18 protein-coding genes are annotated in these 21,427 nt (G+C 73.8%); 10 read left to right on the forward strand and 8 right to left on the reverse strand.

Features of this window, described 5'->3' with window-relative positions:
- The first annotated feature begins 221 nt into the window (after nucleotides 1–221).
- The 3 genes from ACVWNX_RS22235 (at nucleotide 222) to ACVWNX_RS22245 (ending at nucleotide 4,281) form a co-directional block, all read left to right on the forward strand.
- Nucleotides 222–2,012 (forward strand): DEAD/DEAH box helicase, encoded by a 1,791-nt coding sequence (locus ACVWNX_RS22235; protein WP_454409330.1) that lies wholly within the window; start codon nucleotides 222–224, stop codon nucleotides 2,010–2,012.
- Nucleotides 2,013–2,803: 791 nt separating this feature from the next.
- Nucleotides 2,804–3,445 (forward strand): IclR family transcriptional regulator, encoded by a 642-nt coding sequence (locus ACVWNX_RS22240; protein ID WP_454409332.1) that lies wholly within the window; start codon nucleotides 2,804–2,806, stop codon nucleotides 3,443–3,445.
- A gap of 47 nt (nucleotides 3,446–3,492) precedes the next feature.
- Nucleotides 3,493–4,281, forward strand: a complete 789-nt coding sequence (locus ACVWNX_RS22245) for a S16 family serine protease (RefSeq protein WP_454409333.1) — start codon at nucleotides 3,493–3,495, stop codon at nucleotides 4,279–4,281.
- Between the two features lie 141 nt (nucleotides 4,282–4,422).
- Here the strand turns inward: ACVWNX_RS22245 and ACVWNX_RS22250 are convergent, their stop codons facing one another.
- The 3 genes from ACVWNX_RS22250 to ACVWNX_RS22260 form a co-directional block, all read right to left on the reverse strand.
- A complete protein-coding gene (locus ACVWNX_RS22250) occupies nucleotides 4,423–4,605 on the reverse strand; it encodes a hypothetical protein (RefSeq protein ID WP_454409335.1) in 183 nt (60 codons plus the stop codon).
- A gap of 74 nt (nucleotides 4,606–4,679) precedes the next feature.
- On the reverse strand, nucleotides 4,680–5,321 hold the full coding sequence (locus tag ACVWNX_RS22255) for an ArsR/SmtB family transcription factor (protein ID WP_454409336.1): 642 nt from the start codon (nucleotides 5,319–5,321) through the stop codon (nucleotides 4,680–4,682).
- 94 nt (nucleotides 5,322–5,415) lie between these two features.
- Nucleotides 5,416–5,883, reverse strand: a complete 468-nt coding sequence (locus tag ACVWNX_RS22260) for an Lrp/AsnC family transcriptional regulator (protein ID WP_454409337.1) — start codon at nucleotides 5,881–5,883, stop codon at nucleotides 5,416–5,418.
- 121 nt (nucleotides 5,884–6,004) lie between these two features.
- Between ACVWNX_RS22260 and hppD the strand changes: the two genes are divergently transcribed.
- On the forward strand, nucleotides 6,005–7,159 hold the full coding sequence (gene hppD / locus ACVWNX_RS22265; protein ID WP_454409339.1) for a 4-hydroxyphenylpyruvate dioxygenase: 1,155 nt from the start codon (nucleotides 6,005–6,007) through the stop codon (nucleotides 7,157–7,159).
- A gap of 444 nt (nucleotides 7,160–7,603) precedes the next feature.
- Here the strand turns inward: hppD and ACVWNX_RS22270 are convergent, their stop codons facing one another.
- The gene (locus ACVWNX_RS22270) at nucleotides 7,604–9,154 is read right to left on the reverse strand and encodes a tetratricopeptide repeat protein (protein WP_454409341.1); all 1,551 of its coding nucleotides are present in this window, start codon (nucleotides 9,152–9,154) and stop codon (nucleotides 7,604–7,606) included.
- 97 nt (nucleotides 9,155–9,251) lie between these two features.
- On the opposite strand from ACVWNX_RS22270, the gene ACVWNX_RS22275 reads away from it, so the two are divergent.
- On the forward strand, nucleotides 9,252–10,622 hold the full coding sequence (locus ACVWNX_RS22275; RefSeq protein ID WP_454409343.1) for an FAD-binding oxidoreductase: 1,371 nt from the start codon (nucleotides 9,252–9,254) through the stop codon (nucleotides 10,620–10,622).
- A gap of 305 nt (nucleotides 10,623–10,927) precedes the next feature.
- Here the strand turns inward: ACVWNX_RS22275 and ACVWNX_RS22280 are convergent, their stop codons facing one another.
- A complete protein-coding gene (locus ACVWNX_RS22280) occupies nucleotides 10,928–11,413 on the reverse strand; it encodes an SsgA family sporulation/cell division regulator (protein ID WP_454409345.1) in 486 nt (161 codons plus the stop codon).
- Nucleotides 11,414–11,818: 405 nt separating this feature from the next.
- On the opposite strand from ACVWNX_RS22280, the gene ACVWNX_RS22285 reads away from it, so the two are divergent.
- Together ACVWNX_RS22285 and ACVWNX_RS22290 are read left to right on the forward strand one after the other, a co-directional pair.
- Entirely contained in the window at nucleotides 11,819–13,339 is a 1,521-nt protein-coding gene (locus ACVWNX_RS22285; RefSeq protein WP_454409346.1) for an RDD family protein, read from the forward strand.
- A 405-nt stretch (nucleotides 13,340–13,744) separates the two neighbouring features.
- Nucleotides 13,745–14,566: an RDD family protein gene (locus tag ACVWNX_RS22290; RefSeq protein ID WP_454409348.1), complete on the forward strand. Its 822-nt coding sequence runs from the start codon at nucleotides 13,745–13,747 to the stop codon at nucleotides 14,564–14,566.
- 108 nt (nucleotides 14,567–14,674) lie between these two features.
- Here ACVWNX_RS22290 and ACVWNX_RS22295 read toward each other — a convergent pair whose 3' ends face one another.
- On the reverse strand, nucleotides 14,675–15,094 hold the full coding sequence (locus ACVWNX_RS22295; RefSeq protein WP_454409350.1) for a hypothetical protein: 420 nt from the start codon (nucleotides 15,092–15,094) through the stop codon (nucleotides 14,675–14,677).
- Nucleotides 15,095–15,530: 436 nt separating this feature from the next.
- On the opposite strand from ACVWNX_RS22295, the gene ACVWNX_RS22300 reads away from it, so the two are divergent.
- The 3 genes from ACVWNX_RS22300 (at nucleotide 15,531) to ACVWNX_RS22310 (ending at nucleotide 19,349) form a co-directional block, all read left to right on the forward strand.
- Nucleotides 15,531–17,948, forward strand: a complete 2,418-nt coding sequence (locus ACVWNX_RS22300) for an immune inhibitor A domain-containing protein (RefSeq protein WP_454409351.1) — start codon at nucleotides 15,531–15,533, stop codon at nucleotides 17,946–17,948.
- Between the two features lie 176 nt (nucleotides 17,949–18,124).
- Complete coding sequence (locus tag ACVWNX_RS22305; protein ID WP_454409353.1) at nucleotides 18,125–18,493, forward strand: hypothetical protein; 369 nt, start codon at nucleotides 18,125–18,127, stop codon at nucleotides 18,491–18,493.
- 166 nt (nucleotides 18,494–18,659) lie between these two features.
- Nucleotides 18,660–19,349 (forward strand): alpha/beta hydrolase, encoded by a 690-nt coding sequence (locus ACVWNX_RS22310; protein WP_454409354.1) that lies wholly within the window; start codon nucleotides 18,660–18,662, stop codon nucleotides 19,347–19,349.
- A gap of 73 nt (nucleotides 19,350–19,422) precedes the next feature.
- On the opposite strand, the gene ACVWNX_RS22315 is transcribed toward ACVWNX_RS22310, so the two are convergent.
- Nucleotides 19,423–19,974: a GNAT family N-acetyltransferase gene (locus ACVWNX_RS22315; RefSeq protein ID WP_454409355.1), complete on the reverse strand. Its 552-nt coding sequence runs from the start codon at nucleotides 19,972–19,974 to the stop codon at nucleotides 19,423–19,425.
- The gene (locus ACVWNX_RS22320; protein WP_454409357.1) at nucleotides 19,971–21,254 is read right to left on the reverse strand and encodes a Tat pathway signal protein; all 1,284 of its coding nucleotides are present in this window, start codon (nucleotides 21,252–21,254) and stop codon (nucleotides 19,971–19,973) included. Before ACVWNX_RS22320 ends, ACVWNX_RS22315 begins: the two co-directional genes overlap by 4 nt.
- Nucleotides 21,255–21,427: the final 173 nt, after the last annotated feature.

The following is a 21,427-nucleotide window of genomic DNA, read 5'->3' on the forward strand; positions in this document are numbered from 1 at the left end:
ACGGGCTGGACGGGCGTCGGGTCCGGGCCGTGCGCAGGCCGTGCACGGGCCGTGTCAGGGGTGGTTCCGGCGCGTGATGTGAAGCGGGTCTCACCCCCGTGGGGGTGACCCCGTCCCGCCCGGACCGGGCGTCGGCCCCCGGTAGGGTGGCCCGGTTGTCATACCCGTGCGGGCGGGTCAGCAGGCCCGCCGCCACCCGGACCACCGTCGAACCGGAGACCGTGACTACCACCGCCGCCCACTCCCATCACCTGTCGCCCGCGTTCCCCAACCGTGCCCCCTGGGGAACCGCCAGCAAGCTGCGAGCCTGGCAGCAAGGGGCGATGGAGAAGTACGTCCAGGAACAGCCGCGGGACTTCCTCGCGGTCGCGACCCCCGGCGCGGGGAAGACCACCTTCGCGCTCACCCTCGCCTCCTGGCTGCTCCACCACCACGTGGTCCAGCAGATCACCGTGGTCGCGCCCACCGAGCACCTGAAGAAGCAGTGGGCGGAGGCCGCCGCCCGGATCGGGATCAAGCTCGACCCCGAGTACAGCGCCGGTCCGCTCAGCCGCGAGTACCACGGCGTGGCCGTGACCTACGCGGGCGTCGGCGTCCGGCCGATGCTGCACCGCAACCGCGTCGAGCAGCGCAAGACGCTGGTCATCCTGGACGAGATCCACCACGCGGGCGACTCCAAGTCCTGGGGCGAGGCGTGCCTGGAGGCGTTCGAGCCCGCGACCCGTCGCCTCGCGCTCACCGGGACGCCGTTCCGCTCGGACACCAACCCCATCCCGTTCGTCACCTACGAGGAGGGCAACGACGGCATCCGCCGCTCCTCCGCCGACTACACGTACGGATACGGCAGCGCGCTCGGGGACGGCGTCGTGCGGCCGGTCATCTTCCTCTCCTACAGCGGCAACATGCGCTGGCGCACCAAGGCCGGGGACGAGATCGCCGCCCGGCTCGGCGAGCCGATGACCAAGGACGCGGTCTCGCAGGCGTGGCGCACCGCGCTCGATCCGCGCGGCGACTGGATGCCGAACGTGCTGCGGGCCGCCGACCGCCGGCTGAACGAGGTCCGCAAGGGCATCCCCGACGCGGGCGGTCTGGTGATCGCCTCCGACCAGGACTCGGCCCGCGCCTACGCCAAGCTGATCCGGGAGATCACCGGCGACAAGGCCACCCTGGTCCTCTCGGACGACTCGGGCGCCTCGGACCGGATCGACGAGTTCAGCCACAACGACGACCGCTGGATGGTCGCGGTGCGGATGGTGTCGGAGGGCGTGGACGTCCCCCGGCTGGCCGTCGGCGTCTACGCGACGACGATCTCCACCCCGCTGTTCTTCGCCCAGGCCGTCGGCCGCTTCGTGCGCTCCCGGCGCCGGGGCGAGACCGCGTCGGTGTTCCTGCCGACCGTCCCGGACCTGCTCGGTTTCGCCAACGAGATGGAGGTGGAACGGGACCACGTCCTCGACAAGCCGAAGAAGGAGGGCGAGGAGGACCCGTACGCCGAGTCCGAGAAGGAGATGGAGGAGGCGAACCGGGAGCAGGACGAGGACACCGGGGAACAGGACAGCCTGCCGTTCGAGGCGCTGGAGTCCGACGCCGTCTTCGACCGGGTCCTCTACGACGGCGCCGAGTTCGGGATGCAGGCGCATCCCGGCAGTGAGGAGGAGCAGGACTACCTGGGCATCCCGGGCCTGCTGGAGCCCGACCAGGTGCAGATGCTCCTCCAGAAGCGCCAGGCGCGGCAGATCGCGCACTCCCGCAAGAAGCCCGACACCGAGGCCGATCTGCTGGAACTGCCCGCCGAGCGGCGGCCGGTGGTCTCCCACAAGGAGCTGCTGGAGCTGCGCCGCCAGCTCAACACCCTGGTCGGCGCGTACTCGCACCAGAGCGGCAAGCCGCACGGGGTGATCCACACCGAGCTGCGGCGGGTCTGCGGCGGGCCGCCCAGCGCGGAGGCCACGGCGGGCCAGCTCCGCCAGCGCGTCGACAAGGTGCGGGAGTGGGCCACCCGGATGCGGTGACGCCCGCCCGCGTCCGTCCCGCGTCCCACCCGCGCGTTCCGCCCGCGTTCCGCGTTCCGTAGCGTCCCGGGAACCCCGGGGGCCCACCCGCCCCCGGGGTTCCGTGCTTCCCCGGGGTTCCGCACGCCCCTGGGGTTCCCGCCCCTGGGGTTCTTCCGTGCATCCCTGGGGTTCCGCTCGCCCCCAGGGTTCCGCTCGCCCCCAGGGTTCCGCTCGCCCCCAGGGTTCCGCTCGCCCCCAGGGTTCCGCTCGCCCCCAGGGGCCCGCTCGCCCCCAGGGGCCCGCTCGCCCCCAGGGTTCCGTGCGTCCCTGGAGTTCCACGCGTCCCGTGGGCCGGTGCGCCGTCACTCCCGAGTACACAGCCACTCCCGACCAGATGATCTCCCTGGTCACTCAGGCCAGCCGCACCCCATCAGCACCGCTGGCACCAGGGGACATCCGTCGTGCCCGCCCCCGCCGGACCGGCCGCCCCCGCCGTCCCACGACGGCCGGAATCGCGTCGGAGCGGTATCGAACCACCGGGCGAACCGGTAACAACCGGACGCTACCCGCCAGTCGGGGACCGGATTCTGGACGGAGCCTTCCGCTCAGCGGACCGGGTCGCTAGTGTCCCCGCAACGCACACGCCCCGTGGCAGCGCCGCCGCGGAGCGCAGCCGGTGTGCCGCTGGGCTTCGCCCGGGCCCCGGGTCGCCATGGCTGCCGGCAACCTCCACCACGCATCGCCCCGGGACGGGCGGCGCTCGTCGACGGAGGACGCCGCGACCCCTCATCACCGAAGGAGTGGGCGTCGTGACCGCGGAGACTTCTCAGACGCTCGACCGGGGACTACGCGTCCTCAAACTGCTCGCCGACACCGATCACGGGCTGACCGTGACGGAGCTGTCCACCAAGCTCGGGGTGAACCGCACGGTCGTGTACCGGCTGCTCGCCACCCTGGAACAGCACGCCCTGGTCCGACGTGACCTCGGCGGCCGGGCCCGGGTGGGCCTCGGCGTACTGCGCCTGGGCCGCCAGGTGCACCCCCTCGTCAGGGAGGCGGCGCTGCCCGCGCTGCGCGCCCTCGCCGAGGACATAGGGGCCACCGCCCACCTCACCCTGGTCGACGGCGCCGAGGCCCTCGCCGTGGCGGTGGTCGAACCGACCTGGACGGACTACCACGTCGCCTACCGCACCGGGTTCCGGCACCCGCTGGACCGGGGGGCCGCGGGCAAGGCCATCCTCACGGCCCGCCAGGGGCCGCTGGACCACCCCGGCTACACCCTCACCCACGGCGAGCTGGAGGCCGGGGCGAGCGGGGCGGCGGCTCCGCTGCTGGGGGTGACCGGGGTCGAGGGCAGCGTCGGCGTCGTCATGCTGTCCGACTCCGTGCCGGAGCGGGTCGGCCCGAGGGTGGTGGACGCCGCCCGGGAGGTGGCCGACGCCCTGCGCTGACGGCGCCGGGACGCCGGGGGAGCACCCCGTGCCCGTAAGGTTGCAGGGTGCTCTCACGCCTCACACGTCTTCAGGCCACCGCCGTCTGCGCGGTCCCGGTCGTCGCCCTGGTGGCCACCGCGCTCTTCGCCCCGCTGCCGTTCGTCATCGCCCAGCCCGGTCTCACGGCGGACGTCCTCGGCAAGAACGACGGCACGCCCGTCATCAGCATCGAGGGCGCTCCGGTCCGGGCGACCGAGGGCCAGCTGCGGATGACGACGATCGAGGCGACGGGCCCGGGCACCGAGGTGCGCTTCGGCACGGTCTGGGACAGCTGGTTCCGCGAGGACCGGGCCGTGATGCCGCGCGACGCGGTGTACCCGGACGGGGAGTCGACCCGGGAGATCGAACGGCACAACACCCAGGAGATGGAGAAGTCCCAGACCACGGCGGTACGGGCGGCGCTGAACTATCTGGGGGAGAGCGCGAAGGACGTCGAGGTCACCCTGCGGCTGGAGGACGTGGGCGGACCGAGCGCGGGCCTCTTCTTCTCGCTCGGCGTGATCGACAAGCTGGACGGTGACGGGAGCGGCGGCGATCTCACGGGCGGCCGGACCGTCGCGGGCACCGGCACGATCACCCCGGACGGCGAGGTCGGGCCCGTCGGCGGGGTCTCGCTGAAGACCCAGGCCGCCCGGCGCGACGGCGCGACGGTCTTCCTCGTCCCGAAGGCCGAGTGCGGGGACGCCCGGACCGACCTCCCCAAGGGGCTGCGACTGATCCCGGTCACCGACCTCAAGGGCGCGGTGAACTCCCTGAAGGCGCTGGAGAAGGGCGGCGAGGTCCCCAGCTGCTGAGGCCCCGTTTCGCCGAGGGGTCCCGGCCGTTCGGACCCAGGTCGCCAGGTCGCCAGGTCGCCAGGTCGCCAGGTCGCCAGGTCGCCAGGTCGTGGGCCGCTGAGCCACCAGCCACTGCCGGGCGCCGGGCCCGGCGCCGGGTCACATGCTGTGCCCCAGTCGCCGGGGCGCGGTGGCGAGCCGCAGTCCCACCTCGACCAGGGCCCAGCCCAGCCGGGTCCGCAGGTCCGGCCCCCGGGGCGCGGACGCCCGTCGGGGAGCGGCCTCCCGCCACAGTTCGGCGGCGCGCTGGTGATGCATCATCAGATGGATGTCGGCGTGCATGACGGTCTCCTCCCGGAGCTCGCGGTTCGGGTTCGGGGTTCGGTGTTCGGGCTGCCGGATCGCGGCGCCCGGGATCAGCTCTCCCGCTGGGGGAAGGCGTGGAGGTGTATCCGGAAGCGCGCGGTCGGGGCGCCGTCGACCGTGGTGTCCTCGTCCGCCAACCCTTGGTAGCTGCCCACGAGTTCGTGCATCCGCCGGGACAGCTCCCGGCTCAGCTCGGGCGTCAGCCGTAGCGTGAAGTCGCTCATGTCGGTGGCGCCCGCCCACTCCGCCTGCCACTCCTCCCGGGTGGCGACCCAGGTGGACAGTTCACGGGCGTGGGTGTTGGCCAGCTCGTGCAGGAAGACGTCCACCGCGCCCTTGGTCTCCGGGTCGGCGTCGAACATCAGCTCGTGTCCGAAGTCGATGCCCTCGTCCACCGCCTGCCACCAGCGTTCGCGTCCCTTGCCCCGGTCCGGCGCGTCCGCCACGAAGCCGTACGCGGCGAGCTGGCGCAGGTGGTAGCTGGTGGCCCCGCTCGACTCGCCCAGCCGGGCGGCCAGTTGGGAGGCCGTCGCGGGACCGCCCCGGCGCAGCGCGCTCAGCATCTCCATGCGCAGCGGATGCGCGAGACCGCGCAGCGTCCGGGCGTCGAGCCGGCGCAGCCCGCGTTCGACGGCGGTCTCGTCGGTGGCGACCTCGTCGGGGATGCGCTCCCGGGGCGTCTTCTCGTCCATGCGTCCAAAGATAGCCTTGCAAAGAGTTCGATGCAAAGCTTTTGTGCAAAGAATTCTTTGCGTGCGTCTCCGGTCCCTCCCGGGTCCGGTGCGGTCACTCCTGGGACGCCTGCTCCACCAGGGGGATGATCCGCAGCGGTACCGGGTTCTCCATCACGATCGCCGTGGCGGCCCGGTCGATCCCGTCGATGCCCACCACCCGGTCGATGACCCGCTGGAGGTCCGCGTTCGAGCGGGCCACCAGTCGGCACAGCATGTCCCCGCTGCCGGTGGTGGTGTGCAGTTCCAGGACCTCCGGGACGGTCGCCAGGTGCGCCCGGACGTCCGCCCCCTGCCCCTGCCGGATCTGGAGGGTCGCGAACGCGGTCACCGGGTAGCCGAGCGCCGCCGGGTCGACCTGGGGGCCGAACCCCCGGATGACGCCCTTCGCCTGGAGCCGGTCCAGCCGGGCCTGCACCGTGCCCCGGGCCACCCCGAGGCGGCGGGACATCTCCAGCACCCCGATCCGGGGTTCACGGGCCAGCAGCACGATCAGCCGACCGTCCAGATGATCGATCGCCATGAGACCTCCCACATGGTCATCTTGTACAGAAAGGCCGGTCTGACTGGCTTCTGCCTAAGCAGAATGCCCACTAAAAACGCAAACTATTGCGCACCTTGTGGAACGGCGGGAGCCTGCGGACATGGCAGCTACTTCTGCGCACCTGAACCCCGCCCCCACCACCGCGCGGGGCGCCGACCCCTTCCCCGTGAAGGGCATGGACGCGGTCGTCTTCGCCGTGGGCAACGCCAAACAGGCCGCCCACTACTACTCGACCGCGTTCGGGATGAAACTCGTGGCCTACTCGGGCCCGGAGAACGGCAGCCGGGAGACCGCCTCCTACGTCCTGGAGAACGGCTCGGCCCGGTTCGTGTTCACCTCGGTGATCAAGGCGTCCTCCGACCGGGGCCGCTTCCTCGCCGAGCACGTCGCCGAGCACGGTGACGGGGTCGTGGACCTCGCCATCGAGGTGCCCGACGTCCGGGCGGCCTACGCGTACGCCGTCGAGCACGGCGCCCGGGGCCTGACCGAGCCGCACGAGGTCTCCGACGAGCACGGGAGCGTCGTCCTCGCGGCGATCGCCACCTACGGACGCACCCGCCACACCCTCGTGGAGCGGCGCGGCTACGAGGGGCCCTACCTGCCCGGTTACACGGCCGCCGCGCCCATCGTCGCCCCGCCCGCGAAGCGGACCTTCCAGGCCATCGACCACTGCGTCGGCAACGTGGAACTCGGCCGGATGAACGAGTGGGTCGCGTTCTACAACAAGGTCATGGGCTTCACCAACATGAAGGAGTTCGTGGGCGACGACATCGCCACCGAGTACTCCGCCCTGATGTCCAAGGTCGTCGCCGACGGCACGCTCAAGGTCAAGTTCCCGATCAACGAGCCCGCCGTCGCGAAGAAGAAGTCCCAGATCGACGAGTACCTGGAGTTCTACGGCGGCGCCGGGGTCCAGCACATCGCCCTCGCCTCCAACGACATCGTCGAGACGGTCCGCACCATGCGGGCGGCGGGCGTCCAGTTCCTCGACACCCCCGACTCGTACTACGACACGCTGGGGGAGTGGGTCGGCGACACCCGGGTGCCGGTCGAGACCCTCCGCGAACTGAAGATCCTCGCGGACCGGGACGAGGACGGCTATCTGCTCCAGATCTTCACCAAGCCGGTGCAGGACCGGCCGACGGTGTTCTTCGAGATCATCGAGCGCCACGGCTCGATGGGCTTCGGCAAGGGCAACTTCAAGGCGCTGTTCGAGGCCATCGAGCGCGAACAGGAGAAGCGGGGCAACCTCTGACCCCGGCCGTCCCCCGCCACCACCCCGGACGCCCCCGTCCCCCTCACCACCCCCACCCCCACCGGTACTTCCACCCCTACCCTCACCTCCGCCCCCACTGACCCCCCACCCCCGCACCCCCCCCACGGGTACCCCCACGGCTCCCGTCGTTCCCCGGACTCCCGTCGAGGAGCCCGGGGCGGCGGGAGCGCCCCCGTCCGGCCCCACCGCGCACCGTTCGGCCAGCCCCACCGTCCGCCCGGCCAGCCCCGCCCTCGCCCCCGCCTGTGAGCCGCCCGGACGCGCCCCCTCAGCCACCCGCGGCCCCTCAGCCACCCGCCCACGGCCCGTCAGCCACCCGCCCACGACCCCGTCAGCCGCCCGTCCCCGGACCTGCCAGCCACCGGCCTCCCGCCCCGTCAGCCACCGGCCTCCCGCCCCGTCAGCCACCGGCCTCCGGTGTCGTCAGCTACCGGCCTCCGACGGCGAAGACGACGGCGACGGCGAGGTCAACGGCTGCGCGGGGCCGTGCGTTTCGAGGGGCCCGCCCGGCGCCGGAGCCCCCAGCCCGGCCAGCGCCGTCCGCGCCCGGGGCGCGAACAGCGGCGAGAAGCCGGGGTTCCAGCGCAGCGCGTCCCCGAGGTGCCGCCGCGCCGCCGCGTCCCGCCCCAACTCCCGTTCGACCTCCCCCCGGTGGTACGAGACGAGCGCCACCCGGGGCCCCTTCTCCTGCGCCTCCCGCACCCGCGCCAGCGCCCCCTCCGCGTCGCCGTCCCGGAACAGCGTCCACCCCAGCGCGTCCAGCAGGGCGGGCCGCACCGCCCGGCGCGACTCCGCCTCCAGCTCCGCGACGACCGCCTCCCGACCCGCCGCGTCCCCGTGGTCCGCCTCCAGCCGGGCCCGCGTCAGCTCGGCGCGCACCCCGTGCCCGGCCCGGTCGCGGAGCCGCTGCCGGGCGACCCGGTACTGCTCCCGCGCCGCGTCCCGTTCGCCCCGCGCCTCGTGCAACTCCCCCAGCTCCAGCGCGTACTCCGGCACCGGCCGCCGCGCCGACGCCTCCCGCAGCGCGGCCACGGCCGCCCCGCCCCGGCCCAGCGCCGCCAGCGCCCGGCCCCGCCCGGCCAGCGCCTCGTACCGCCCGGGATCGGCCCGCAGCGCCGCGTCGAAGTGCCGCAGCGCGCCCTCCGCCTCGCCCCGGTCCCCGGCGACCTCGCCGAGCGCCTGCCGCGCCCACGCCTCCTCGGCGGGCGTCCGGGCCGCCACCGCCGCGTCGGTCAGCCGCGCGGTCGCGTCCTCCCGCCACCCCCGCTCCTGGTACAGCCGTCCCGTCACCAGCCACACCGCCGCCTCGGGCGCCCGCAGCTCCCGCAGCGCGTCCAGGGCCGTCCCGGCGGCGGCGAAGTCGCCCAGCCCCCGGTGCGCGTCGATCAGCGGCGGATAGCCGGACCACCGCTTCGGCGCCAGCCGCACCGCCCGCCCGCCCCACGCGCGGGCCGCCGGGAAGTCGCCGCGCGCGACCGCCAGTTCCGCCAGCCCGGTCAGCGCCGGGGCGTTGCCCTTCGGCCGGGCCCGCAGCGCCGCGTCCAGGGCCCGCCGGGCGCGGGGGAAGTCCGCCGAGTCGCCCGTCCGCCGCCCCCGCTCGGTGAGGGCGGCGGCCAGCACCGTCCACGAGGCGTCGTCACCGGGGTGCGCCTTCAGATGCCGTTCCCGCTCCGCGACCAGCGCGGTCAACTCGGCGGTCGTGGCGGTGCCCCCGCCCTCCACCGCGCTCAGCGCCCGCGCCCCGGGGCCCGGCGCGGGCGGCGGCCCCGCCGCCCGCTGCTGCGGCCACAGCACCAGCGCCGCCGCGCCCGCCACGGCCAGCCCCGCGACGAGCGCCGCCCGCAGCGCCCGGCGGACCCGCCGCCAGCGGGAGGGCGGCGGCGGGGGCGCGGCCCCCGGGTCCTCCAGGGCCTTGATCGCGCTCCATCCGGTCCCGGTGGCGGCGCTCGCTGTGCTGGCTGTACCGGCCTTCATGCGGCTCACTGTGGCCCGCGCCCGTGACACCGCCCCGGCGGGCGACCGGGAGCGCGCCCGGGTTCACACCGATGGCCCCGGGTGCGAGGCTGGGATCATGAGCAGCGCACTGGTCTCCCGACTGCTGGAGGGACTGCCCGCGAACGCGGTCCTCACCGACCCGGACGTCACCGCCTCCTACGCCCGCGACACGGCGGGCTTCTGCCCGGCGGGCAGCCCCGCCGCCGTGGTGCTGCCGCGCACCGTGGAACAGGTCCAGCACGTCCTGCGCACCGCGACCGACCTGCGGGTCCCGGTCGTCCCGCAGGGCGCCCGCACCGGACTCTCCGGCGGCGCCAACGCCGTGGACGGCTGCCTGGTGGTGTCCCTGGTCCGGATGGACCGCGTCCTGGAGATCAGCCCCGTCGACCGGATCGCCGTGGTGGAACCCGGCGTCGTCACCGCCGACCTCGACCGCGCGGCCGCCGCCCACGGCCTCGCCTACCCGCCCGACCCGTCCAGCTGGGAGAGCTGCACCATCGGCGGCAACATCGGCACCGGGGCGGGCGGCCTGTGCTGTGTGAAGTACGGCGTCACCAGCGAGTACGTCCTCGGCCTCGACGTGGTCCTCGCCGACGGACGGCTGCTGCGCACCGGACGCCGCACCGCCAAGGGCGTCGCCGGGTACGACCTCACCCGGCTGTTCGTGGGCTCCGAGGGCACCCTCGGCATCGTCGTCGGCGCGGTCCTGGCACTGGTGCCCCGGCCGCCCGAACGGCTGGTGGCCGCCGCCGAGTTCCCGACCGCCGCCGCCGCGTGCGACGCGGTCTGCCGGATCATGGCCGCCGGTCACACGCCCTCGCTGCTGGAACTCATGGACCGCACCACGGTCCGCGCCGTCAACTCCCTCGCCCGGATGGGACTGCCCGAGGAGACCGGGGCCCTGCTGCTGGCCGCCTTCGACACCGCCGACCCGGCCGCCGACCTCGCCGCCGTGGGCGCGCTGTGCGAGGCGGCGGGCGCCACCGAGGTGGTCCCGGCCGCCGACCGCGCCGAGTCCGAGGCGCTGCTCCAGGCCCGGCGGCTGGCCCTGCACGGCCTGGAGGCCGTCAAGGGCGGCACGATGATCGACGACGTGTGCGTACCGCGCGGTCGCCTCGCCGCGCTGTTCGCCGGGGTCGACCGGATCGCCGAACGGCACGCGGTGACCATCGGGGTGTGCGCCCACGCGGGCGACGGCAACACCCACCCCGTCATCTGCTTCGACCCCGCCGACCCGGACGAGGCCCGGCGGGCGCGCGCCTCCTTCGACGAGATCATGGCGCTCGGACTGGAACTGGGCGGCACCATCACCGGCGAACACGGGGTCGGCGTCCTCAAGAAGGAGTGGCTGGCCCGGGAACTCGGCCCGGTCGGGCTGGAGACGCAGCGCGCGGTCAAGCACGCCTTCGACCCGCTGGGCATCCTCAACCCGGGCAAGCTGTTCTGACGGCACCCGGGCCGACCCTTTCCCCGGACCCGGGCGGTCCGTCGCGACGGAACCCGGACGGGTCGTGGCGACGGAACCCGGGCGGGCCGCAGTGACGGAACCCGGGCGGTCCGTGGCGACCGGGCCGGGGGCGGGGCGTGGTGACGGGGCAGGGGCGGACGCCGACGGACGGCTCCCGGCCCGCCGCTCCGACGGCCACCACCGCCAGCGCTCCCGCCCGGCCGTGGTCGCGACGCCCCCGGCCGTGGTCACGGTGGTCCCGGTCGTGGTCACGGCGGTCCCGCCCCCGGGACGACGGCGGCCGGTCACTCGGTCTCCGGGCACTCGTCCGAACCGGCGGCGGAGTCGCGCGGCCACAGCTCGTCCGTCCCCCGCCCCGGGGTGGGCGCGAGCAGCGCGACGAGTTCCTCGTCCAGGCCGAGGCGCCCGGTCTCGCTGCCCGGCGGGACGATCCGCAGGGTCCGTTCCAGCCACGCCGACACCGGCGCGGCGGGCGCCTCCAGCAGGGCGTCCCCGTCCGGGGAGCTGAGCGCCACCAGGACGACCGAGCGCCCGCCCACCTTCGTCGGCCACACCCGCACGTCCCCCTGCCCGCACGGCCGGAACACCCCCTCGATCAGCAGCTCCCGGGCGAACGTCCAGTTCACGGGGTGCTCGCTGCCGATGTGGAAGGCGATGTGCACGGCGAACGGATCGTCGGGCCGGTAGGTCAGCCGGGCCGGTACGGGGATGCTGCGCTCGGGCGACAGGACCAGTCGCAGTTCCAGTTCGCGTTCCACCACGGTGTGCATGTCTCGTCCTCTCTCACGCGGACCCGGAGCGGGTCCGTCACGAGGGAGAGCGCGCCCGCCCGGGAGCATTACGCGACTTCCGGAAAGTTTTTTCGCGGCTTTCCCGGACCCTCCCTTCCGGCCCTCCCGACGCGCTGCCGGACCCGACCCGGCGCCCTGCCCGTCCGGTGCGGTGCTGACCGGTGCCGGTGCCGGTGCCGGTGCCGTGTCCGGTGCCGTGGGGGACGCGTACCCGCGCCGCCCGGCGTCACCCGTCCGGATGCGTCCGTCGACGCGTCAGGGGGCCGCCGCGCCGGACGGGTTGCCCGGAAAGGGGTGTGTCACGCCGGACCCGGGCGGGCGCGGGCACGGGTCTGATAGATGTGGGACCTCACCACCACCACCGAGAGATACGGGACGACGGACATGAGCGCCCCAACCCCGGCACCCGGCGAAGAGACGCCCCGCGAGGGCTACTATCCGGACCCCTCCATCCCGGGCTACGTCCGGTACTGGAACGGGGCCGCCTGGGTGCCCGGCACCAGCCGTCCCGCACCCGTCGGCGGCGCCGCCCCGGCCGTCGCCACCGGCCCGGCCGCCCCGGCGGCCGGACCGCCGCCCCTCTCCGCCCCGCCCGTGGAGGAGACCGGACCGGTCTTCTTCGACGAGGAGCCGTCCGCCCCGGCCGCCGCCCACCCGGAACCCGCGCCCTCCTGGGGACCGGGCCCCGCCCACCGGGGTCCCGCCCACCAGGGCCCCGGCTACGGCGACCAGGAGCGCAAGGTGTCCTGGGGGGCGCCGGACCCGTCCGTGCCCGACCCCCGCACCGCCCCGCCCGCCCCCGCGACGCCGACCGCGCCGACGGTTCCCGCCGCGTCCGCCTTCCCCGCCGCGCCGGGCCAGGGCGTCGGGGACCCGGCCGCCCCCGCTCCGGCGGACCGGGGCACCGTCACCTTCCCGCGCGCGCCGCGCACGGGCACCGCCCCGGCGCCCGTCCCGCACCAGCAGACGACGCCCCCGGCCGCGCCCGCCGCCCCGGCCCCGAGGACGTCCCCCGAGGCGGCGCCCTTCCCGTCGGCGGGGGCCCCGCCCCACCCGGCGGCCCCCCGGCCCCCGGCCCTCCCGGCCGCCACCACCGCCCCGGCCCCCGGACCCCGCGCCCCCGAACCCGGGGCCCCCGGGCACCGGCCCCCGAACCCCGGGGCTCCCGGGCCCCGGACCCCCGAGCCGCCCGCCCGGGCCGCCGTCCCGGCGCCCGCCGCCCCCGCCCCCCTGCCCGAACAGCCCTCCTGGGCCCAGCAGGTGCACCGGCTCGCCCAGCCCCCCGCCGCGTCCGCGCCGCAGCCCGCCGCCACCGGCCCGGGCGGCCCCGGCGGTCCGGGGGCCCCGGGTGAGGGGGGCCCGGTCATCCCGTGGAAGCCCCCGGTCACCGACCCGTTCCTGGCCGCCGCCCAGGCCCAGGCCGCGTCCCGGCCCGCCGGGCTCGGCCGACGGCTGGTGGCCCGGCTGCTGGACACGGCGGTCATCGCGCTGGTCACCGGCGCCGCCGCCGTGCCGCTCGGCATCCGGGCCGTCGACCACCTCGACGACAAGATCGAGGCGGCGCGGCTGTCCGGCCGGACGGTCACCGTGTGGCTCCTGGACGGGACGACGGGCGTGTACCTCGGAGTCGTCCTCGCGGTGCTGCTGCTGGCCGGGATCGTGTACGAGGTGCTGCCCACCGCCAAGTGGGGCCGCACCCTGGGGAAGCGGCTGTGCGGAGTGCGGGTCGAGGACATCGAGGGCCACGAACCGCCCTCCTTCGGGGCGGCGTTGCGGCGGTTCCTGGTGTTCACCATGCCGGGGCTGCTGCTGATCGGAGCGGTCGGCGCGCTGTGGGCCGTCTTCGACCGCCCGTGGCGCCAGGGCTGGCACGACAAGGCGGCCCGGACGTTCGTCGCCCGCTGATCCTGCCCTCCCCGGCGCACGTCCCGGTACGGCGTCCGTCCCCGTCCCGGGTGGAGGGGGGCGGACCCCGGGTGGTGACGGGCGGACCCCGGTGGTGACGGGCGGGGCCGGACGCCCGGACGGTGCGTGGACGTCCGGACGGTGCGCGGACGGCCGACCCGACGGCGAACGGACGGCGGCCGGGACGGTGAACGGTCAGCCGTCCCCACGACGAACGGGCAACCGTCCCGACGACGAACGGGCCAGCCGTCCCCACGGCGAACGGGCCAGACGTCCCGACGGCGAACGGACTGCGAACGGACGGGCGCCCCGACGGCGAACGGACGGCCGTCCCGACCCCCGGACGGTCGCCCGGACGGATGCGTGCCGGATGCGGGTGCGCGGGGTTCGCGGTCCACTCGGGCCATGAGCAGCGAACCGCCGCGGCCCGGGCCCGGACAGCCGGAAGACGACCCGTTCAGCAAGCAGCCCCCGTCACGGGGCGACACCCCCCGGGGCGGTTCCCCCTACGACCCCCCCTCGGGCGACGCCCCCCGCCCCGGTGAACCCCCGCCCGGAGCACCGCCCCCGGGAACCCCGGGCGCACCGGGCGGCCCACCGGGCCCGGGCGGTCCCGGCGCTTCCGGCGATCCCTACGGCCCGGGCGCCCCCGGCGGTCCCCAGAGCCCGTACGGCGCACCACCGCCCCCGGCGGGCGGCGGCTCCCCGTACGGCGGCGACCCCTACGGAGCCGGAGGCGGGACCGGCGGCTACGGCGGCCCCGCGGACCCCCTCGCCGGAATGCCCCCGCTCGCCGACAGCGGCAAGCGCGTCGTGGCCCGGCTGATCGACATGGTCCTCGTCGGGATCGTGGTCGGCCTGCTGTCCTGGGCGTTCGGCGTCGGGGACTACTCGGTGGACCCGGACAGCGTCGAGTACGGGGAGTCCTTCGGGCGTTCCCTGCTCGCGGCCGTCCTCTACATCGGCTACGACACGGTGATGATCTCCCGTACCGGGCAGACGGTCGGCAAGCGGCTGATGAAGATGCGGGTCGCCAACCTCTCCGACGGCGCGACCCCGTCCCTGCAGACCTCGCTGGTCCGCGCGGCCGTGCTGTGGCTGCCGTTCGCGTTCTGCTGCGCCTGTGTGTGGACCGCGATCGCCGGTGGCTGGAGCTTCTTCGACAAGCCGTACAAACAGGGCCTGCACGACAAGGCGGCGAAGACGGTCGAGGTCGGCACCGACTGACCGGCCGACTGGCTGACCGGCCGACCGGCTGACCGGCCGACCGACTGGCTGACCGGCACCGGCCCCGCCGAAGGGCTCGCCCACCGGCCCCACCGGAGGGCCCGCCCCTCAGGAGGGCCCGGTCGTCCGCTCCGGCGGGCTGGCGGCGGCCGTGGCGGTGACGTCCCGGCGTACGGCCCCGGCCCGCGCGGAAGGCGCCGAGGACGCCGAGGACACCGTCACCGCGTCGGTCCCGGTGTCACCGGGAGCGGTGGGCGCGGCGGGCGGCGTCGTCCGTCCGGCGGACCGTCCGGGAACGCGGGACCGGTCGGTGGGGTCCGCGGCCCGGGCGAGGACGGGAGCGGCCCCCGTCCGGGACGCCGACAGCGGGAGGGTGACGGCCACCAGCAGGCCGAGCCCCAGCGCGGCGATGGCGATCACCGTCACCGCGATGCCCGAGGTCGTCCGGGAGAGCAGCAGCATGGCGAGCGTCGAGCAGACGACGGTGGCCGTTCCGTAGGCGATCTGTGCGGCGGTCGGACGAGGCATCCGTATCAGTCCTCGGGACGATCGGGTACGGGGTCGGATCGGGCGGGTCACGGTCGGTCCCGGACGCGGTGGCAGCGTACGGGGGACCGGCACGGGCGGCTCCACCGCCTCCATGCCCCCCGGGTCCGAACGGTAAGCGTGACGTTGCCCACGGCACCCGGTGCACGAGGGGGCGCACGGGGTCATCCATCCGTCAACTGGGCTTTCCCGCCAAGGGGTTCGGGTAGTGCGGGGTGGCCGGACGGCGTACGGGGTGTTCGGATAACGGACTCGTCGCCCTGCATAGTGCTTTGAAGTGTTCAAGTCAAGATCTGTCTTTTCTTCTGTAACTCCGATCCAATGACCGCACTTGTGACGCGCACACCGCGCACGGCCCTCCCTGCCCTGGGACCCCCCGACGGCCGCGCACGCGGGGCGCAGGGGAGGACACCGTCACGTGACCAGAAGAAGCAGGACGTTCCGGGCCGCCGCCGTGGCCGTGGCGTTCGCCGCGGCCGCGGCCGCGTACACCGGCCCGGCCCTGGCCGCTCCGGACCAGGGGGCCCCCGCCCCCGCCCCGGCCGCCGACCGGCACGACCCGGCCCCGGCGAAGGGGCACGTCGACCACGACCTCGAAGGCCCCTACAGCGAGGCCCAGGCCGAGCAGCGCGAGGCCGCGCTGGAGCAGGTCCTCGCGGGCGAGGCGACCGTCCAGAAGCGCGGCGCCTCGAAGGTCGTCAAGCTCGACGACAAGAAGTACGTGGAGCTGGGCCGCGAGAAGACCGACAAGATCTTCACGATCCTGCTGGAGTTCGGCGACAAGGTCGACGACACCACCCAGTACGACCCGGACGGCCCGGAGGGCCCCAAGCCCCCCGTCAAGAAGTACGGCGGCACGCCCGGCCCGGCGCACAACAAGATCGCCCAGCCCGACCGGGCGAAGGACAACTCGACGGCGTGGAAGGCGGACTACAACCGCGCGCACTTCGAGGACCTCTACTTCGGCTCCGGCCGGGACGCCCAGGGACGCCAGAAGGAGTCCCTGAAGACGTACTACGAGAAGGCGTCCTCCGGTCGCTACTCCGTCGAGGGCACCGTCTCCGACTGGGTCAAGGTCGACTACAACGAGGCCCGCTACGGCTCCAACTACTGCGGCTCGTCCAACTGCGTCAACGTCTGGGACGCGGTCCGCGACGGCGTCAACGCCTGGGTCCGCGACCAGAAGGCCGCCGGGCGCACCGACGCGCAGATCAAGGAGCAGCTCGCCGCCTACGACGCCTGGGACCGGTACGACTTCGACCAGGACGGCAACTTCAACGAGCCCGACGGGTACATCGACCACTTCCAGCTGGTCCACGCGGGCGAGGACGAGTCCGCGGGCGGCGGCGCCGAGGGCCCCAACGCCATCTGGGCGCACCGCTGGTACGCGTACGGCAGCGACGCGGGCCGCACCGGCCCGGCCGACAACCGCTCGGGCGGCGCCCAGATCGGCGACACCGGCGTCTGGGTCGGCGACTACACGGTCCAGCCGGAGAACGGCGGCCTCGGCGTCTTCGCCCACGAGTACGGCCACGACCTCGGTCTGCCGGACCTGTACGACACCTCCGGCGGCGGCGAGAACTCCACCGGCTACTGGTCGCTGATGTCCAGCGGCTCCTGGCTCGGCCGCGGCGAGCAGTCCATCGGCGACCTGCCCGGCGACATGACCGCCTGGGACAAGCTGAAGCTCGGCTGGCTCGACTACGACCTGGCCCGCGCGGCGACCAAGTCGACGCACCGCCTCGGCGTCGCGGCGTACAACACCAAGAACCCGCAGGCGCTCGTCGTCCAGCTGCCGAAGAAGACCCGGACCACCACCGTCACCAAGCCCGCCGAGGGCACCCGGCAGTGGTGGAGCGGCCAGGGCGACGACCTCCAGAACACCCTGACCCGCTCGCTGGACCTCACCGGCCGCACCACCGCCGAACTCTCCCTCCAGGGCTGGTGGGACATCGAGGCGAACTACGACTACCTGTACGCCGAGGTGTCCACCGACGGCGGCGCCAACTGGAACGCGCTGGACGGCACCGCCGACGGCGGCCCGCTCTCCCGGGACGGCGCCGACCGCCCCGCGCTCAGCGGCGTCTCCGGCGGCTACAAGCCGCTCGTCTACTCGCTGAACGCCTACGCGGGCAAGAAGGTCGACCTGCGGCTGCGCTACGCCACCGACGGCGGCACCGGCGGCCTCGGCTTCACCGGTGACGCGCTGAAGGTCACCGCGGACGGCGCGACCGTCTTCTCCGACGGCGCCGAGACCGACGCGGGCGGCTGGACCACCAAGGGCTTCTCCCGCATCGGCGAGTCCTTCACCAACGAGTACGAGCAGTACTACATAGCGGAGAACCGCCAGTACGTCTCGTACGACCGCACCCTGGCCACCGGCCCGTACAACTTCGGCTTCGCGCCGGAGCGTCCGGACTGGGTGGAGCACTACCGCTACCAGCGCGGTCTGCTGATCTGGCTCTGGGACACCTCCCAGAAGGACAACAACACCAGCCAGCACGCGGGCGAGGGCCTGATCCTCCCGGTGGACGCCAGCCCGGCGCCGCTGAAGTGGGCCGACGGCACGGTGATGCGCAACCGCATCCAGTCGTTCGACTCGACCTTCACCCACCGCCGCTCGGACGCCCTCACGCTCCACAAGGCGGGCGTCCCGACGAAGATCCCGTCGCACCGGGGCGTCCCGGTCTTCGACGACCGCAAGGGCGTCTACTGGGACGCGGCCACCCCGGGCGCCGGCGTCAAGGTGCCCGACACCAACACCCGGATCAAGATCGTGAAGCAGCCGCGCGACGGCTCGACGATCACCGTCCAGGTGGACCGCTCCACCCGGTAGTAACGCCTCCGGTACCGCTCCGGGGCGCGTGCCCGGCGCCGTTTCCGCAGGTCAAACCATGATCGGCCGTCACCCCTAGCGGGGTGGCGGCCGCTCGTGTTTAGGTGCGTCCATACGGTTCTTGTTGACGCGACGTCTCACAAGGGGAGTCGCGGTGTCCTACGGAGCGTGACCGGATGAGCGCGGGAGGTTTCTGCAGACTGCCCGACGGGAACGTGGTCGTGGCCCTGAACCTGCCCAGTCCGGTCGCCCCCGGGGCGCCGCCCTCCGACCCCGACGGCGGGGACCGGGTCCGGGTCCTGGTCGTCGCCCGCAACCGGGCCCGCGCCCTCACCCGGCTGCGCAACCTGGGTCTGCGCTCCGTCTATCTGCGCGGCAACGCCGAGCCCCCCACCCCCGACGAGGTCACCGCCGTGCTGCACCACCCCGACGGCCTGGTCTGGCGCACCGCCCCCGACGACGCGGCCGAGCTGTGGCACCCCATCCGCAGCCTGCTGCGCACCGCCCGGGGCGGGCCCCCGCCCGCGTACCCGAGGAGCGCCTGAGGGCCCGTCCCGGGGCGGATGACGGCGACGGGTCCGGTGGCGGGCCCCGGGTCCGGTGACGGGTCCGGGCGTGGCGGGTCCGGTGGCGGGGCCGGTGCCCCGGTCCTACGGTGAACCGGGGGCACGGCACAGCACGGCACCAGCACCGCACCGAAAGGCCCACGTCATGGCTGACACGCCCGCGATCGTCCTCGTGCACGGCTTCTGGGGCGGAGCCGCCCACTGGAGCAAGGTCATCCTCGAACTCAAGCGACGCGGCCACACCGCGCTGCACGCCGTCGAGAACCCCCTGACCTCCCTCGCCGAGGACGCCGAGCGCACCCGCAAGATGGTCAGGCAGATCGACGGCCCGGTGCTGCTGGTCGGCCACTCCTACGGCGGGGCGGTCCTCACCGAGGCGGGCGACCTGCCCAACGTCACCGGCCTGGTCTACGTCGCCGCCTTCGCCCCCGACGCGGGCGAGAGCCCCGGCCAGATCAGCCAGGAGATCCCGCCCGCCGCCTTCCCGAACATCGAGCCCGACTCCGACGGCTACCTCTGGGTCAAGCCGGAGAAGTACCACGAGAGCTTCTGCCAGGACCTCACCGAGGACGAGGCGTTCGTCCTCGCGGTCACCCAGAAGGCCCCCCTCGGCAGCACCTTCGGCGACGCGATCACCGCCCCCGCCTGGCGCAACAAGCCGACCTGGTACCAGATCTCCACCCAGGACCGCATGATCAACCCGGAGAACCAGCACAAGATGTCCCAGCGGATGAACCCCCGCGAGATCATCGAACTCGACGCCAGCCACGCGTCCCTGGCCTCCCGCCCCGTCGAGATCACCGACTTCATCCTCAAGGCGGCCGGCGAATCCTGAACCCGTCCCCTCACGGACGCGCGTTGGCGAAGGAGCGCGTCCGTGAGGGCCGGAGCCGTTTGGCCACTGGGGTTCAGCCTGTACGTACTGGCCTGGTCATCGCGGCGAACACCGGTGAATCAGCGAACGGCTGCTGCTCGCCTACCTTCGCGTACCCCCACGCCTCGTACACCGCCTGGACGGAGCCGTCCCCCGCCGCCGGGTTGACCAGCAGTGTCACCCGCTCCTCGGTACGCCGCTCCAGCCACGCCCGGTGAATCGACTGGGCGACCCCCTGCCCTCGCCACTCCTTCCGTACGACGATCTCGTTCAGGGCGACGGTGCGGGAGCCGGTCTCGTCGGTGTATCCGGGGGGCAGGGGAGTGGTCATCGACCTCCACCACTGGGTGTCCGGTCCGAGCGGCATACCGAACGCGAATCCGACGGGTGCTCCGTCCTCGTATCCCACGACGGCGCTCCAACCCGGGCGGGACGCGTAGGCCACCAGCCGCTCGTCATACCGCTCCACGGTGTAGAAGGGCCCGGTGAGACCGAAGTCTCGATGCCGCACCTCGATGTGGATGTCGAGGATGGTCTGTCGGATTTCGGGCAGGGTGGCGGCCGTGTGATGCCTGAGGTCGATCATCGGGAGTTCCTTTCATCCGTTTGGTGTTCCCGCCATGTGGTGGTTGCCCGAGCGTCCGGCGCGATGAGGGTCAGCCCCCGCTCGAAGGCGGCCAGAAGTTTCCGCTGGCGTCCGGTTGACGGGGCTCCCGACCTGTCGGAGAACGCGGCGGACGCCGTCGCGCACGCCAGCTCGACGTCTCCCTGCCGTAGCTGGCACAGCGCGAGTTGCGCGGTGTAGTACTTCCGATTGCGTTCGTAGCCTGGACGGAGCTGGGCCAGTGTGCGGTGGAAGTGTGCCTCCGCCTCGTCATGACACCCGAGGCGCGCCATCGAGAGGCCGGAGAGGCCCTCCAGCTCGGCTCGGTCGAAGAAGGCGATCCAGGGTGCCCGAGGGGCTTCTGGTTCTGCCCGGTCGAATGCCTTGACGGCCGCTTCCACACTGCGACGGGCCAGTGTGCGTTCACCCATGTGTGCTTGGGTACCGGCGATGCGAGCGGTGATCAAGGAGCGGTACAAGGGGTCGCGACGGCACAGTGGTGATGCTTTGGCGGCCTGCTCGGCGGCTGAGGCGTCGTGCGGGTTTCCCAGTTGAGAGAAAAGAAAGGCCGCATGGCCCCAGAGTCGGAGCTGGATGTCTTCGGCCCCTGACATTCCGGCCAGCCGGATCGCACGGTCGAGGTGGTTCCGAGCCCGTTCGGTCGCTTGATCCTCGATCGCGGCCCATAGGGCACTTCCGGTGAAGGCCGCCGCGAAGTAGTACAGGCGCTGGCGTACCCGCTGGCTGGCGACGCCGTTCTCCTGCATGCCGATGGCGATTTTCGCGAAATCGATCGCTCTGGATTCCAGTTGGGCGCCCCCGCCGCGTGCGTCGTCATCGGTGATGACCTGAGTGAAGGCTTCTTCGAGCCGGTTGACGTCGGTCATGCCGATGCGTGGCGTCGACGAGGTGGTCGTGCGGGGCAGCGCTGTGGTGGCCGCCAGGGCTCCTGCCGAGGCGGTGAACTGACGACGCTTCACGGTGTCCTCCACGGAGGCTTGGCTGGGTGCCGCCTTCCTGGGAGGAGACGGGTAGAAACCCAGTTCGGCGACCGTACAGCCGAATTCCTCTTCGAGGGCGCGCCGGTATCTCGCCTGCGGCCAGGTCGTCTTTCCTGTCACCCAGTTCCGGATGTGCCGGTCCAGGAGCTTTCCGTACCGCCCCGTGTGCGAGGCGACGCGGCGGTTGAGGGCTTCGGCGATCTGTTGCTGTGTCCGGCCGTCTTCCCTGAGTCGGGCGGCCAGAAGGACGTTCCGCGCCATGCGCCCAACGTAGCCGCATGAGGCCGTTCGCGTGACGGAGTGGGGTGCGGGAATTACCGGTCGGTGGCCCCGGAAGCCGGTTCCCGATTGCCTGCCGGGCCCGTCGGACGGCTCGTTTCATTGAGCGCACCCCACTCCCCGGGCCGCTCGCGTCGGCCCCTGTCAGGAAGGGC

This window comes from Streptomyces sp. JNUCC 64, assembly GCF_054484115.1.

Excerpts from the sequence above, each read along its gene's own strand:
- ACVWNX_RS22250 (WP_454409335.1), bottom strand. The coding sequence starts at position 4,605 with ATGCACGCCGACATCCATCTGATGATGCATCACCAGCGCGCCGCCGAA.
- ACVWNX_RS22255 (WP_454409336.1), bottom strand. The coding sequence starts at position 5,321 with ATGGACGAGAAGACGCCCCGGGAGCGCATCCCCGACGAGGTCGCCACC.
- ACVWNX_RS22260 (WP_454409337.1), bottom strand. The coding sequence starts at position 5,883 with ATGGCGATCGATCATCTGGACGGTCGGCTGATCGTGCTGCTGGCCCGT.
- hppD (WP_454409339.1), top strand. The coding sequence starts at position 6,005 with ATGGCAGCTACTTCTGCGCACCTGAACCCCGCCCCCACCACCGCGCGG.
- ACVWNX_RS22270 (WP_454409341.1), bottom strand. The coding sequence starts at position 9,154 with ATGAAGGCCGGTACAGCCAGCACAGCGAGCGCCGCCACCGGGACCGGA.
- ACVWNX_RS22275 (WP_454409343.1), top strand. The coding sequence starts at position 9,252 with ATGAGCAGCGCACTGGTCTCCCGACTGCTGGAGGGACTGCCCGCGAAC.
- ACVWNX_RS22280 (WP_454409345.1), bottom strand. The coding sequence starts at position 11,413 with ATGCACACCGTGGTGGAACGCGAACTGGAACTGCGACTGGTCCTGTCG.
- ACVWNX_RS22285 (WP_454409346.1), top strand. The coding sequence starts at position 11,819 with ATGAGCGCCCCAACCCCGGCACCCGGCGAAGAGACGCCCCGCGAGGGC.
- ACVWNX_RS22290 (WP_454409348.1), top strand. The coding sequence starts at position 13,745 with ATGAGCAGCGAACCGCCGCGGCCCGGGCCCGGACAGCCGGAAGACGAC.
- ACVWNX_RS22295 (WP_454409350.1), bottom strand. The coding sequence starts at position 15,094 with ATGCCTCGTCCGACCGCCGCACAGATCGCCTACGGAACGGCCACCGTC.
- ACVWNX_RS22305 (WP_454409353.1), top strand. The coding sequence starts at position 18,125 with ATGAGCGCGGGAGGTTTCTGCAGACTGCCCGACGGGAACGTGGTCGTG.
- ACVWNX_RS22310 (WP_454409354.1), top strand. The coding sequence starts at position 18,660 with ATGGCTGACACGCCCGCGATCGTCCTCGTGCACGGCTTCTGGGGCGGA.
- ACVWNX_RS22315 (WP_454409355.1), bottom strand. The coding sequence starts at position 19,974 with ATGATCGACCTCAGGCATCACACGGCCGCCACCCTGCCCGAAATCCGA.
- ACVWNX_RS22320 (WP_454409357.1), bottom strand. The coding sequence starts at position 21,254 with ATGGCGCGGAACGTCCTTCTGGCCGCCCGACTCAGGGAAGACGGCCGG.